This window comes from Acidovorax sp. sif0632, assembly GCF_019218805.1.
Classification (GTDB): Bacteria; Pseudomonadota; Gammaproteobacteria; order Burkholderiales; family Burkholderiaceae_C; genus Acidovorax; species Acidovorax facilis.
This window is the reverse complement of the sequence record NZ_JAHUWW010000006.1, coordinates 274,345-288,122: the sequence shown is the minus strand read 5'-3', so window position 1 is coordinate 288,122 and position 13,778 is coordinate 274,345. Positions and strand designations below refer to the sequence as shown.

At 61.8% G+C, this 13,778-nt stretch carries 15 protein-coding genes and 2 tRNA genes; 16 read left to right on the top strand and 1 reads right to left on the bottom strand.

Annotated features, from left to right (window positions below; genetic code table 11):
* Nucleotides 1-54 precede the first annotated feature (54 nt).
* The 16 genes from uvrB (at nt 55) to KW832_RS19305 (ending at nt 12,594) form a co-directional block, all read left to right on the top strand.
* Nucleotides 55-2,145, top strand: coding sequence for an excinuclease ABC subunit UvrB (uvrB, locus tag KW832_RS19380; RefSeq protein ID WP_121506484.1), 2,091 nt, complete (start codon nt 55-57; stop codon nt 2,143-2,145).
* A gap of 242 nt (nt 2,146-2,387) precedes the next feature.
* The gene (iscR, locus tag KW832_RS19375; RefSeq protein WP_008904778.1) at nt 2,388-2,924 is read left to right on the top strand and encodes a Fe-S cluster assembly transcriptional regulator IscR; all 537 of its coding nucleotides are present in this window, start codon (nt 2,388-2,390) and stop codon (nt 2,922-2,924) included.
* Between the two features lie 110 nt (nt 2,925-3,034).
* A complete protein-coding gene (locus KW832_RS19370; RefSeq protein WP_121420095.1) occupies nt 3,035-4,255 on the top strand; it encodes an IscS subfamily cysteine desulfurase in 1,221 nt (406 codons plus the stop codon).
* A gap of 39 nt (nt 4,256-4,294) precedes the next feature.
* Nucleotides 4,295-4,699, top strand: a complete 405-nt coding sequence (iscU, locus tag KW832_RS19365) for a Fe-S cluster assembly scaffold IscU (protein WP_121420096.1) — start codon at nt 4,295-4,297, stop codon at nt 4,697-4,699.
* 26 nt (nt 4,700-4,725) lie between these two features.
* The gene (gene iscA, locus KW832_RS19360) at nt 4,726-5,049 is read left to right on the top strand and encodes an iron-sulfur cluster assembly protein IscA (protein ID WP_008904781.1); all 324 of its coding nucleotides are present in this window, start codon (nt 4,726-4,728) and stop codon (nt 5,047-5,049) included.
* Nucleotides 5,050-5,137: 88 nt separating this feature from the next.
* The gene (gene hscB, locus KW832_RS19355) at nt 5,138-5,656 is read left to right on the top strand and encodes a Fe-S protein assembly co-chaperone HscB (protein ID WP_218301025.1); all 519 of its coding nucleotides are present in this window, start codon (nt 5,138-5,140) and stop codon (nt 5,654-5,656) included.
* 80 nt (nt 5,657-5,736) lie between these two features.
* Entirely contained in the window at nt 5,737-7,608 is a 1,872-nt protein-coding gene (hscA, locus tag KW832_RS19350) for a Fe-S protein assembly chaperone HscA (RefSeq protein ID WP_218301026.1), read from the top strand.
* A 41-nt stretch (nt 7,609-7,649) separates the two neighbouring features.
* Nucleotides 7,650-7,988 carry an ISC system 2Fe-2S type ferredoxin gene (gene fdx, locus KW832_RS19345; protein WP_055395870.1) on the top strand — a complete coding sequence of 113 codons (339 nt, stop codon included), beginning with the start codon at nt 7,650-7,652 and terminating at the stop codon, nt 7,986-7,988.
* Between the two features lie 86 nt (nt 7,989-8,074).
* Nucleotides 8,075-8,788, top strand: coding sequence for a DNA polymerase III subunit epsilon (gene dnaQ / locus KW832_RS19340; RefSeq protein WP_218301027.1), 714 nt, complete (start codon nt 8,075-8,077; stop codon nt 8,786-8,788).
* 37 nt (nt 8,789-8,825) lie between these two features.
* Nucleotides 8,826-8,900 (top strand) — tRNA-Val (locus KW832_RS19335).
* A 48-nt stretch (nt 8,901-8,948) separates the two neighbouring features.
* A tRNA-Val gene (locus KW832_RS19330) sits at nt 8,949-9,023 on the top strand.
* A gap of 187 nt (nt 9,024-9,210) precedes the next feature.
* On the top strand, nt 9,211-10,248 hold the full coding sequence (locus tag KW832_RS19325) for a histone deacetylase family protein (RefSeq protein ID WP_218301028.1): 1,038 nt from the start codon (nt 9,211-9,213) through the stop codon (nt 10,246-10,248).
* A gap of 29 nt (nt 10,249-10,277) precedes the next feature.
* Nucleotides 10,278-11,375, top strand: coding sequence for an NAD(P)/FAD-dependent oxidoreductase (locus KW832_RS19320; protein ID WP_218301029.1), 1,098 nt, complete (start codon nt 10,278-10,280; stop codon nt 11,373-11,375).
* Nucleotides 11,376-11,521: 146 nt separating this feature from the next.
* Nucleotides 11,522-11,824 (top strand): DUF883 family protein, encoded by a 303-nt coding sequence (locus KW832_RS19315; RefSeq protein WP_008904788.1) that lies wholly within the window; start codon nt 11,522-11,524, stop codon nt 11,822-11,824.
* 42 nt (nt 11,825-11,866) lie between these two features.
* Nucleotides 11,867-12,262, top strand: coding sequence for a phage holin family protein (locus KW832_RS19310; protein WP_055395878.1), 396 nt, complete (start codon nt 11,867-11,869; stop codon nt 12,260-12,262).
* Complete coding sequence (locus KW832_RS19305; protein WP_121420102.1) at nt 12,262-12,594, top strand: hypothetical protein; 333 nt, start codon at nt 12,262-12,264, stop codon at nt 12,592-12,594. Before KW832_RS19310 ends, KW832_RS19305 begins: the two co-directional genes overlap by 1 nt.
* A gap of 106 nt (nt 12,595-12,700) precedes the next feature.
* On the opposite strand, the gene KW832_RS19300 is transcribed toward KW832_RS19305, so the two are convergent.
* Nucleotides 12,701-13,753, bottom strand: a complete 1,053-nt coding sequence (locus KW832_RS19300) for a quinone-dependent dihydroorotate dehydrogenase (protein WP_121506479.1) — start codon at nt 13,751-13,753, stop codon at nt 12,701-12,703.
* Nucleotides 13,754-13,778: the final 25 nt, after the last annotated feature.

The following is a 13,778-nucleotide window of genomic DNA, read 5'->3' as shown; positions in this document are numbered from 1 at the left end:
TGCCGGGTTCGGCCGATTTTAACGGCCTGCCTCTACCAATCGTTGACCGCACCTATGCCGGATCTCACAGAAGTCATAACGGAAAAGCAAGACGGCGAGTTCGTCCATTTCCCCAACTCTCCCTTCGAACTGTTCCAGCCGTACCCACCGGCCGGCGACCAGCCCGAGGCCATCAACAAGCTGGTGGAAGGTTTGAACGATGGGGAAACCTTCCAGACGCTGCTGGGTGTGACGGGCTCTGGAAAGACCTTCACCATGGCCAATGTGATCGCCCGCATGGGGCGCCCGGCCATCGTGTTCGCGCCCAACAAAACCTTGGCCGCGCAGCTGTACAGCGAGTTCCGCGAGTTCTTCCCCAAGAACGCCGTGGAGTATTTCGTGAGCTACTACGACTACTACCAGCCCGAGGCGTATGTGCCGCAGCGCGACCTGTTCATTGAGAAGGACAGCGCCATCAACGAGCACATCGAGCAGATGCGGCTTTCGTGCACCAAGAGCCTCATGGAGCGCACGGATGTAGTCATCGTGGCCACGGTGTCGGCCATCTACGGCATTGGCGAGCCCGAGAGTTACCACCGCATGGTGATGACGCTGCGCACCGGTGACAAGCTGGGCCAGCGCGACGTAATAGCACAGCTGATACGCATGCAATACCAGCGCAATGAGGCTGATTTTTCGCGCGGCAAGTTCCGCGTGCGGGGCGACACCATTGATGTGTTTCCGGCCGAGCATTCCGAGCTGGCCGTGCGCATCGAGCTGTTTGACGACGAGATCGAGAGCCTGCAGCTGTTTGACCCGCTCACGGGCCGGGTCAAACAGAAGATTCCGCGCTTCACGGTGTACCCGAGCAGCCACTACGTCACTCCACGCGACAAGGTGCTGGCAGCGGTGGAGACCATCAAGGTCGAACTGGCCGAGCGCCTCAAACAGTTGCTGGCCGACGGCAAGCTGGTGGAGGCGCAGCGGCTGGAGCAGCGCACGCGCTTTGACCTGGAGATGCTCAGCGAAGTAGGGCACTGCAAGGGCATCGAGAACTACACGCGCCACCTGTCGGGCGCCGCGCCCGGCGACCCGCCCAGCACGCTGACCGACTACATGCCCAAGAACGCTCTGATGTTCCTGGACGAAAGCCATCAGATGATCGGCCAGCTCAACGCCATGTACAGCGGCGACCGCTCGCGCAAGACCACGCTGGTCGAGTATGGCTTTCGCCTGCCCTCGGCGCTGGACAACAGACCGCTCAAATTCGAGGAGTTCGAACAGCGTATGCGGCAGGTCATCTTTGTCACCGCCACGCCGGCAGACTACGAGCGCACGCACTCCGGCCAGATCGTCGACCAGGTGGTGCGCCCCACCGGACTGGTGGACCCCGAGGTGGAAGTACGTCCCGCCACCCATCAGGTGGATGATGTGCTGCAAGAAATACGCATTCGTGTCGAAAAGCATGAGCGGGTACTCATTACTACACTGACCAAGCGCATGGCCGAGCAGTTGACCGACTACCTGACGGACAACGGCGTGAAGGTGCGCTACCTGCACAGCGACGTGGACACAGTGGAGCGGGTGGAGATCATCCGCGACCTGCGCCTGGGCGCCTTTGACGTGCTGGTGGGCATCAACCTGCTGCGCGAAGGCTTGGATATTCCCGAAGTGTCTCTGGTGGCGATCCTGGATGCGGACAAGGAAGGCTTCCTGCGGGCCGAGCGCAGCCTGATCCAGACCATCGGCCGTGCGGCGCGGAACCTCAATGGCCGGGCCATCCTCTATGCGGACCGCATCACCGACTCCATGAAAAAAGCCATGGGCGAGACGGAACGTCGGCGCATCAAGCAGATCGCACACAACGAGGCCCACGGAATCACGCCGCGCAGCATTGTCAAGCGGGTAAGAGACCTGATTGACGGGGTTTACAGCGAAAAGGCCGGTAAGGACGCAGAACGGCTGGAGCAGGAAGCCCTGCAGCGCGCGAAGGTGGAGGACATGTCAGAGAAAGACGTGGCGCGCGAGATCAAGCGGCTGGAAAAACTCATGCTGGAACACGCTCGCAATCTGGAGTTCGAGCAGGCCGCCCGGGTGCGCGACCAGCTCACGCGGCTCAAGGACCAGGCATTTGGTGCACATGGCAATGATTCGGTGGCCTTGTAATGGGCGAAAGAACAATCGGAAATAACTATCGGGTCAATTAAAAACTAGTGGGTTTTTTAACCCGACAGATTCGATAGGGATTTGTGTTATACTCGCACAAAATACTCAAGAAAACAGCCCAGCGATGAAGGGCTCCGTGGCAGGCGACTGTTCGGAGTAAGGGGCGGAGACGGTGCCTTGCTGACCAACAGTCAGTGCAGGCGGTTTCTACAACGAACAAGCCTTAGCACAAGGAGCTTGCGATGCGTCTCACAACCAAAGGCCGTTTTGCGGTCACCGCCATGATTGATCTGGCCCTGCGCCAGAACAATGGCCCAGTCACCCTCGCGGCCATCAGCCAGCGCCAGCAGATCTCGCTGTCGTACCTGGAGCAGCTTTTCGGCAAGCTTCGCCGCCATGAACTGGTCGAATCGACCCGTGGCCCCGGTGGCGGTTATACCCTGGCCCGCAAGGCGGGCGACATCACCGTGGCCGACATCATTGTCTCGGTGGATGAGCCCATTGACGCCACGCAGTGCGGTGGCAAGGAAAACTGCCTGGGCGAAGCTGGCCGCTGCATGACTCATGAGCTGTGGGCATCGCTCAACCAACGCATGGTCGAGTTTCTGGATTCCGTCACTCTGCAAAAGCTGGTGGACGAACAGATTGCCAAGGGCGTGCAGATCGAAGACAAGCCGGTGGTACGCCGTGCCATTTCGACGACCCCGGTGGTCAAGCCGATCCGCGTGAATGCTCCGAACTCCGTGTTCGCGCTGGGCAACGTTTTCGCCAAATCCTGATAGCCCAAGGGCTTGTGTCGACCCTGGGGTCGGCACCGCCCTGAACAGTTTTTGAACCCGTTTTTGTTTCTTATTGCGTTTGCCAGCCAGCAAGCACTACTGAGCCAGCCATGGACATGACCCCGCACTTCCCCATCTATCTCGACTACGGCGCCACCACCCCCGTGGACCCCCGTGTGGTCGATGCCATGATTCCCTGGTTGCGTGAACACTTCGGCAACCCGGCGTCGCGCAGTCATGCCTGGGGCTGGGAGGCTGAGGAAGCGGTTGAAAAGGCGCGGGTGCAGGTGGCAGACTTGATCGGTGCGGACCCGCGTGAAATCGTGTGGACCAGCGGCGCTACCGAATCCATCAACCTGGCCTTGAAGGGTGCAGCGCACTTCTACAAAGGCAAGGGCAAGCACCTCATTACGCTCAAGACCGAGCACAAGGCCGTGCTGGACACCATGCGTGAGCTGGAGCGGCAGGGTTTTGAAGCCACTTATCTGGATGTGCAGGAAGACGGTCTGGTCAACATGGATGCCCTGAAGGCCGCCATCCGCCCCGATACGGTACTGATCAGCATCCTGTTCGTGAACAACGAAATCGGCGTGATCCAAGACATCCCTGCTATCGGCGCGCTGTGCCGTGAAAAGGGCATCCTGCTGCACGTGGATGCCGCCCAAGCCACAGGCCGGGTCGAAATCGACATGAACGTGCTGCCCATCGATCTGATGAGCATGACCGCGCACAAGACCTACGGACCCAAGGGCGTTGGCGCGCTGTATGTGCGACGCAAGCCTCGTGTTCGGCTGGAAGCGCAGATGCACGGCGGTGGTCACGAGCGTGGCATGCGTTCGGGCACCTTGCCCACGCACCAGATCGTGGGCATGGGTGAAGCCTTTCGCATCGCCAAAGAAGAAATGGCCGAGAGCAATGCCAAGGCCCATGCCTTGCAGCAGCGCTTGCTCGATGGCTTGAAGGACATTGAACAGGTGTTCATCAACGGCAGCATGGAGCGCCGCGTGCCGCAGAACCTGAACATGAGCTTCAACTTCGTCGAAGGCGAATCGCTCATCATGGGCATCAAGGGCCTGGCGGTGTCGTCGGGTTCTGCCTGCACATCCGCCAGTCTGGAGCCCAGCTACGTGTTGCGCGCCCTGGGCCGCAGCGATGAGCTGGCGCACAGCAGCCTGCGGATGACCATCGGCCGTTTCACGACCGAAGAAGAGATCGACTACGCCATCTCCACCATCCGCGAGAACGTGGCCCGCCTGCGCGAATTGAGCCCACTGTGGGAGATGTACAAGGACGGCATCGACATCAGCACCATCCAGTGGGCTGCGCACTGATTTCCTGAAGATTTTGGAAGAATTGAAGAGGTACACATCATGGCTTACTCAGAAAAAGTGGTTGACCATTACGAAAACCCCCGCAATGTGGGTTCGTTCGACAAGGGCGACGATTCGGTGGGCACCGGTATGGTGGGCGCGCCCGCCTGCGGCGACGTGATGAAGCTGCAGATCAAGGTGAACCCCGAGACCGGCGTGATTGAAGACGCGCGCTTCAAGACCTACGGCTGTGGCTCGGCCATCGCCTCGTCTTCGCTGGTGACTGAATGGGTCAAGGGCAAGACGCTGGACGAAGCGGCAGCCCTCAAGAACAGCGAGATCGCTGAAGAGCTGGCCCTGCCGCCCGTCAAGATCCATTGCTCCATCCTGGCTGAAGATGCCATCAAGGCTGCTGTGCTCGACTACAAGACCAAGCACGCAGCCACTGCAACTGCCGCTGCCTGATTTGACAGATAAATAGATCGAGAGACATGGCCATTACGCTGACAGAAGCCGCTGCACGGCACGTCAACCGCTACTTGTCCCGCCGAGGCAAGGGCCTGGGAGTGCGCCTGGGAGTCAAGACGACCGGCTGCTCCGGGCTTGCCTACAAGCTCGAATATGTGGACGACAGCGAGCCTGAGGACATCGTGTTCGAGAACCACGGTGTCAAAGTGCTGATTGACCCCAAGAGCCTGGCCTACATCGACGGCACCGAGCTGGACTTTGTGCGCGAGGGTCTCAATGAAGGCTTCAAGTTCAACAACCCCAACGAGCGTGACCGCTGCGGTTGTGGGGAGAGTTTCCGCGTTTGATCACCAGCTGCTTTCGCGCCGTCGAACCGCCATCGCGTCGCGTGCTGGCGGTTTTTTTCTTGGATTTCCGCATTCAGCCTACTAGCGCATGAACCTGCAATCTGACGACTTTGAATTGTTTGGCCTTGAGCGCCGCTTTGCCCAGGAGCGCAGCGCCATCGATGCGCGCTGGAAGGAACTGCAGCGCGAAGCCCACCCCGACAAATTCGCGGCGCAGGGTGCGGCGGCGCAACGCGTGGCCATGCAGTGGTCCGTGCGCATCAACGAGGCTTACCAACGCCTGAAAGACCCAATGCGCCGCGCGGCCTACCTGTGTGAACTGCATGCAGCCCCCATCAACGCCGAGGACAACACGGCCATGCCCGCTGCGTTTTTGATGCAGCAGATGGAGTGGCGCGAGGCTTTGGAAGATGCCCGCGAAGAGGGCGAACTCGACACGTTGGACGACGCTGTCGCGCAGGCCCGCAGCGCCGCGCTGGCGCAGTGCGAGCAACTCATCGACCAGCAGCAGGACTACGCGGGCGCGGCTCGCCAGGTTAGAGCCCTCATGTTCATTGCGCGATTTGCCGACGACATTGAACGACGCCGAGAGCAACTGGGACAATAGAGCGGTTTTGCCTTCCCCTTGGGGCCTCTATCGTTTGCTGATCTGACGGTAGGCTCCACCACGTTGAGACCCGAAATTTCATGGCGCTTTTGCAGATTTCCGAACCCGGCCAATCTCCCGACCCACACCAGCGGCGCATTGCCGTGGGCATTGACCTGGGCACGACCCATTCGTTGGTTGCCGCCGTGCGCAATGGCGTGGCAGAGTGCCTGCCCGACGCGCAGGGCAGGGTGCTGCTGCCCTCCGTTGTGCGCTACCTCGAAAACGGTGGTCGCCAGATCGGATATGACGCCGTGGCGGCGCAGGCCCAGGATGCGCGCAACACCATCGCCTCGGCCAAGCGCTTCATGGGGCGTGGCCTGAAAGACGTGGCGGAAGCGGGCAAGTTGCCCTACGACTTCGTGGTTGCTGCCGATAGTGACGAGGGCGGTATGGTCAGTCTCGCTACGGTGGATGGCAACAAGTCGCCCGTTGAGGTCAGCGCTGAGATTCTGGCCACGCTGCGCTACCGAGCCGAAGACACCTTCAACGACGATCTCTATGGCGCCGTCATCACCGTGCCGGCCTACTTTGACGACGCGCAGCGCCAGGCCACCAAGGATGCGACCAAGCTTGCCGGCATTAACCTGCTGCGCCTGATCAACGAGCCCACCGCTGCCGCGATTGCCTATGGCCTGGACAACGCCAGCGAGGGGGTCTATGCCGTATACGACCTGGGCGGAGGCACCTTTGACATCTCGATCTTGCGCCTGACGCAGGGCGTGTTTGAAGTCATTTCCACGGGGGGTGACTCGGCTTTGGGGGGGGATGACTACGATGCCGCGCTGGCTGACTGGGTCCTGCAACAGCTAGGGCTGCGGGCGACCACTGCAGCCGACAAATCCGCCGTGCGCATGGCTGCACGCGCCTGCAAGGAGGCCTTGACTGCTACTGATTTGGCAGCATTCAGCGCTTTACTATCAAGCGCTGAGGCCCGATTTGACGTCAAACGGTCGGACTTTGAAGCGATCACAGCCGACTTGACGGCACGCTCCATGGCCGCAGTGCGCCGTGCGCTGCGTGATGCCCATCTGGCACGGGACGAGGTGCAAGGCGTGGTGATGGTGGGTGGCTCCACCCGCATGCCGCAAGTGCAGCGCGCCGTTGAGGAGTTCTTCGGCAAGCCGCCGCTGACCAACCTCAATCCCGATGAAGTCGTAGCCTTGGGCGCCGCCATCCAGGCCAACCAGCTGGCGGGCAACAACACCTCAGGTGATCTGCTGCTGCTTGATGTGATTCCGCTGTCGCTGGGCATCGAAACCATGGGCGGGCTGGTGGAACGCATCGTGGCGCGTAACGAGACCATTCCCACCGCCAAGGCGCAGGACTTCACCACGTACAAGGATGGTCAGACCGCCTTGGCGATCCATGTGGTGCAGGGCGAACGCGACCTGGTGCAAGACTGCCGCAGCCTCGCGCGTTTTGAGCTGCGTGGCATCCCGCCCATGGCCGCAGGGGCTGCTCGCATCCGTGTGACCTTTACCGTCGACGCCGATGGACTTTTGAGTGTGAGTGCGAAGGAGCAGGGTAGCGGTGTGGAAGCGCGCATTGATGTGAAGCCGTCATATGGTCTCTCCGATGACCAGATTGCGCGCATGCTGCAGGACGGGTTTGCCACTGCCGCGCAGGACATGAAGGCTCGCGCCGTGGTCGAGGCGCGCGTGGATGCCGACCGTATGCTGATCGCCACCCAGAGTGCGTTGGATGCGGATGGCGATGTGCTCAGCCCCAAGGAGCGCGCCGCCATCGATGCCTTGATGGTGGCCCTGCGCCACCAGCGCGATGCCGATGATGCCGCTGTCATCGAAGCCGCGACCGATGCACTGGCCAAAGGCACCGAAGGTTTTGCGGCCCAGCGCATGAATCGCGGCATCCAGCAGGCATTGGCTGGCAAGAACGTCGCGAGCCTCTGAGCGTGCCCGGCGCATCCCTCTGAACAAGAAAAAGACACCCCATGCCCGTCATCAAAATCCTCCCCCATCCCGAATACTGCCCCGCAGGTACTGAAATCACGGCGCCTGCTGGCACCTCGATCTGCGAAGCCCTGCTGGACAACCACATCAACATCGAGCACGCCTGTGACATGAGCTGCGCTTGCACCACCTGCCACGTCATCGTGCGCCAGGGGCTGAGCTCGCTCAACCAGGCCGAGGAAGAGGAAGAAGACCTGTTGGACCGCGCCTGGGGCCTGGAGCCACAATCGCGCCTGTCGTGCCAGGCCATCCTTGCGCAAACCGATGTGACTGTGGAAATTCCCAAGTACACGATCAACCACGCCAAGGAGAACCACTAGATGAGCGCAGCGCCGGGCCGCCCCAAGCAAGCTTTCGCCCTCTCGGGGGGCAGCGAGGACACGAAGTGCCGAGCACGAGGGCATGTATGACCCGTCAGATCGTTCTCGACACCGAAACCACCGGCCTGTCGGCCGAGGGGGGCGATCGCATCATTGAACTGGGTTGTGTAGAGCTGCTCAACCGCAAGCTCACCGGCAACAACCTGCACCTGTACTTCAACCCCGGCCGCGACAGCCACGAAGACGCGCTGAAGGTGCACGGCATCAGCAACGAGTTCCTGAAGGACAAGCCCAAGTTCGCCGAGGTGGTGGATGACATCCTGCAGTACCTGCAAGGTGCCGAGATCATCATCCACAACGCCGCGTTCGATGTGGGCTTTCTGAACAAGGAGCTGGAACTGGTGGGGCGTCCCGCGTTCCGCACGTATGTGGAGAGCGTGACCGACACGCTGGCCATGGCCAAGGAGATGTACCCGGGCAAGCGCAATTCGCTCGACGCTCTGTGCGACCGCCTGGGTGTGGACAACTCGGGCCGCACGCTGCATGGCGCCTTGCTGGATGCCGAGCTGCTGGCCGATGTATACATCAATCTCACGCGCGGCCAGGATGCCCTGCTGATTTCCGATGATGCGCAGGACAGTGGCGATGGCCTGAAGATCGCAGCCATCGACCTGCGCGGATTGAGCCTGCCCGTCCTGCGTGCCAGTGAGCAGGAACAAGTGGCCCACGCGGAGCTGCTGGCGCAGATCGACAAGGCCAGTGGTGGCAAAACAATTTGGCGAACTGTTCAGGCGGCCTAAAAAGCTGTGCCATAATAGAGGGCTGTCACAGAGACACGGGTGATTAGCTCAGCGGTAGAGCACTGCCTTCACACGGCAGGGGTCACATGTTCGATCCATGTATCACCCACCACGCTTTTTGACTTCTTGCGAATGCACTCTGTTTCAGGGTGCCTACGTCGGGTGATTAGCTCAGCGGTAGAGCACTGCCTTCACACGGCAGGGGTCACATGTTCGATCCATGTATCACCCACCAATTTGAAAACCCCTGCAGATTTTGGTCTGCAGGGGTTTTTTCATGGGCGTTTGCATAGGCGGCTGTTTCGCCTGCTACATGCCGTAGAGAGGCTAAAGTGTCGGACTTGATTCCACGGCGGTTGCATTTCCTGGGACCGCACTCGCTGTCCTCTGGCCCCTTTGCCGCTATCGATACGCCCTGACCCATGATCACCTTCCACAATCCGTTTCACCAGGGTCACGCCCCCGTCCATGAATTTTTTCGCGGCGAACGCGTGCCGTGTTTTGAGAAGCCTGCACGCGTGGACTATGTCGAAGGGGCGCTGCGGGTGCGGGGCCATGGCCTGATGGCCCCGGATGTGGATAGCGCCCCCGTTTTGTCTCAGGTGCACGCGCCACGCTATTTGGCCTTTTTGCAGACCGCTTGGCAGCATTGGCTGGCCCTTGATCCTGCCAACGCTGGAGTGCAGCCATTCCCGTCGGTCTGGCCCGTGCGTACCTTGCGCAGTGATCTGGAGCCTGAGAATTTTGTGGCACGCCTGGGCCTGTACTCCATGGACAACGGCACGCCCATGGCGTCGGGTACCTGGGCTGCAGCCAAGGCGGGAGCCGATGCTGCCGCCAGCGCTGCGACCCTTGTGGCGCAAGGGGCCCGCGCGGCGTTTTGCTGCACACGGCCGCCCGGCCACCATGCCGGCCCCGACTTCATGGGCGGCTATTGTTTTCTGAACAATGCTGCCGTGGCCGCACAGGTGCTGCGCAACCAGGGTGCACAGCGTGTGGCGTTGCTTGATGTGGACTACCACCACGGCAACGGCACGCAAAGCATCTTCTACGACCGGGCCGATGTGCTGTTCATCAGCATCCATGGCGATCCCCGCACCGAGTACCCGTTTTATCTGGGCCATGCGGACGAAACCGGGGTGGGCGAGGGCGCTGGATTCAATCTGAACCTGCCGCTGCCTGCAGGCACCAGTGCGACGACCTGGTTCGATGCGCTGGAAAGCGCCTGTGCGCGTATTGCCAGCCAGGGGGCCGACGCCCTGGTGGTCTCCCTCGGGCTCGATACCTTTGAGGGCGATCCCATCTCCAAGTTTGCGCTGGCGTCCGCCGATTTCACCCGGGTGGGTGAGCGCCTTGCACGGGCGGGCCTGCCCACCGTCTTTGTGCTGGAAGGTGGCTATGCGGCTGCAGAACTGGGCACCAACGCCGTCAATGTGCTCGACGGGTTCGAGCAGGTTTGAGGATGCGGTGCCTATTGGAGGGCTGAGTGATGGCGGATGCTGTTGATTGTGTGGTGGTTGGTGCGGGTGTCGTGGGCCTTGCCGTCGCGCGGGCGCTGGCCCTGCAGGGCCGCGAAGTGATGGTGCTGGAGTCTGCCGATGCCATCGGAACGGGTATCAGCTCGCGCAACAGCGAGGTGATCCATGCCGGGATCTACTACCCTACCGATTCGTTGAAGGCCAAGCTGTGCGTGCGAGGCCGAGACATGCTGTATGCCTACTGCATTGAGCGCAATGTGCCTCACCGCCGCTGCGGCAAACTCCTGGTGGCAACCTCGACGGGCCAGTTGTCAAGTCTTGAGTCCATCCAGGCGCGGGCGCAAGCCAACGGCGTGCTGGATCTGCGCTGGCTAGGTCGCCATGAAGCCCAGGCCATGGAACCTGCGCTGGAATGTGTTGCCGCTTTGTTTTCGCCCAGTACCGGCATTGTGGACAGCCATGCCCTGATGCTCGCGCTGCAGGGCGATCTGGAGCATGCGGGGGGACTTGTTGCACTGAATTCGCCCCTGGCGCTTGCGGAATGTGCGCAAGATGCTATAAATTTGGAAGCATTCGACGGTACGCGCTTGCGAGCGCGCACGGTGGTCAATGCAGCAGGGCTGCACGCCCCCGCGCTGGCCCGCCGATTCGCAGGGCTGGGGGTGGATCATGTGCCCCATGCTCGCTGTGCCAAAGGCAGCTATTTCACGCTGTCCGGCAAAGCCCCCTTCAGCCGCTTGATCTACCCCGTGCCCGAGGCCGCAGGCCTGGGCGTGCATCTGACACTGGACCTGGGTGGGCAGGCCAAGTTCGGCCCCGACGTGCAGTGGGTGGATTCGCCAGATGACCTGTTGGTAGACCCCGCACGCGGAGATGCGTTTTACGCCGAGGTCCGCAAGTACTGGCCCGCACTGCGCGACGGGGCGCTGGCACCCGGCTATGCGGGCATGCGGCCCAAGATCCACGGACCGGATGAGCCGGCAGCGGACTTTGTGATCCAGGGACCATCAGTCCATGGCATCCCCGGTCTCGTGAACCTGTTTGGCATTGAGTCCCCGGGGTTGACAAGTTCTCTGGCGATTGCAGAACATGTGGCCGCACTCGTTTGATCTGGGGCAAGCCATTTGCAATCGGTAACCTCTTGAGACCCCGTCCTACGAAGGGGAACAGAGCGGATGACTAAGATGAACTGGTGTTTTGCACGGCTCTGCCGACAGGGCTGACTGATTTTTTTGTTGCTTAAAGAAAGGCTTGTATGACTGCTTCCGACACCACCACGACCCAGGGCGAACTGGAAAAGCTGGTTTCTGATCTGCGGGGGCTACTGGCCAACAAAGATCTCGACGCGGTTCCGGAAATCAAGCTGCTGCGCCAGCGTCTTGACGATGGCATGCACAACGTGCGCGAGTCTGCCGTGCGTGCGGCGCAAGATGCCGCCCGCCAGGCCAAAGAAGCGGCACTTGCGGCCGACCGCTATGCGCATGATGAACCATGGCGCGTGGCCGGGGCCGCACTGGCGGTGGGCGCGCTGGTGGGCTTCCTGCTTGCACGCCGCTGATCCGGGCCGTCAGGGCTCGGTTGCACAACACGGGGGCTGCGCATGAACTGGCTTTCTCTTCTGGGGCTGGAGTCGCTGGTGGCCCGGTGGCGCGCCAATGTGATCGAAGGCGCCATTGCGGCCGAAGACCGGATGGACCTCGCCCGTCTGGAATGGCAGGATCAGAAACAACGCCTGCAGCAGATGCTGGTGTTGACCATCGTGGTGGCAGGGCTCACGGTGGTGGCCTTGATCATGCTTTCGTTGGCGGTGCTGGTTCATTTCTGGGATACCCCCCATCGCACGCTGGTGGCCTGGTTGGTCGCGGCCGTGTGGACTGTGGGATGGGCCGCGACGCTGATGTCGCTGGTTTCCGTGGTTCAGAAGGCGGGCAATGGCTTCGCCCTCACGCGCCGCGAACTCGCACAGGACTGGCGTGACATCAAGGAGCGTTTGTAATGGCGACGACCCCTTCATCTCCATCTCCCATGTCGCAGCCTGTGTTTCCCCCGCCGACGGCTGCCCAGCAGCGGGTGCTGGACCGCATTGCCCTGCAACGCGAACGTCTTCGCGCTCGCAGGGCTGCGCGAGCCCAGTCGCTGGCCTTGGCGCAGCGTGACCCTGGGGCAGGCGGCATGGACGAATCCATGGCGCTTCGCGCTGCAGGGTTTGCGCGGGAGCATCCCCTGGCGGTTGCGGCCATGGCAGGGGTTGCCTTGGTGGCAGGGCCGCGCCGCCTGATTCGTTGGGCGGGTGTGCTGCTGCCCATGTTGATGCGGCTGCGGCGCTAGGCCGGTGCTGCACGCACCTGCGCAAGGCGGCCTGCCTCTCGCAAACACAAAGAGCCGCTGATCACAGCGGCTCTTTGTGTTTCCGGTTCAGCGGGGCGACCTGGACTCAACCCATGGCTTTGATTGCCTTTGCGGCCTTCACCACCAAAGCGGGGCCTTCGTAGATCAGTCCGGTATAGATCTGCACCACGTCGGCGCCCGCGCGGACTTTGCTGACGGCATCCTCTGCGCTCATGATGCCGCCCACACCAATGATGGGAAAGCGGCTGCCCAGTGCGGCCCGCAACTGGCGGATGACCTGGTTGCTGGCCTCCAAAACCGGCGCTCCGCTCAGGCCGCCGGTCTCTCCTGCATGGCGCAGGCCTTGCACGGCAGTGCGGCTGATGGTGGTATTGGTCGCGATCACGCCGTCCATCCCGTGGCGTTGCAGTGTGGCGGCGATCACGGACACCTGGGCTTCGTCGAGGTCGGGGGCAATCTTCACAAACACCGGCACGCGGCGGCCATGCTGTGTGGCCAGGGCCTCACGCCTTTCGGCGATGGCACCCAGCAGGGCGTCCAGGGCAGCGTCGCTTTGCAGAGCGCGCAGGTTCTGGGTGTTGGGTGAGCTGATGTTGACTGTGACGTAGTCAGCGTGGGCGTAGACGCCCTCCAGGCAGGTCAGGTAGTCGCTGGTGGCATTCTCGATGGGGGTGGTGGCGTTCTTTCCGATGTTGAGGCCCAGCAGAAGGGGATGTTTGCGGCTTTGGGTGCGAAATTGCGCCTGCTGCACGTTGTGCAGGAAGGCGTCCAGGCCCTCGTTGTTGAAGCCCAGGCGGTTGATCAGCGCCCGGGCTTCGGGCAGGCGGAACATGCGCGGCTTGGGGTTGCCGGGCTGCGCCTTGGGCGTCACCGTGCCCACTTCGACAAAGCCGAAGCCCATGGCACCCAGTGCGTCGATGCAGCGGGCGTTCTTGTCCAGGCCTGCCGCCATACCCACGCGGTTGGGAAAGGTCAGGCCTGCCAGTTCCACGGGGTCGTCCACGGTTTCGTTGCACCAGGCCCACTGCAGCGGAGTGCGCTGCCCGCGTGCCAGCATGTCCATGGTGAGTTCGTGGGCGGTCTCGGCATCCATGCCAAAGAGAAAGGGGCGGGTGAGGGCGTAGGGGATCAGGGACATGGAGGGATAATTCAAGAATTACCCC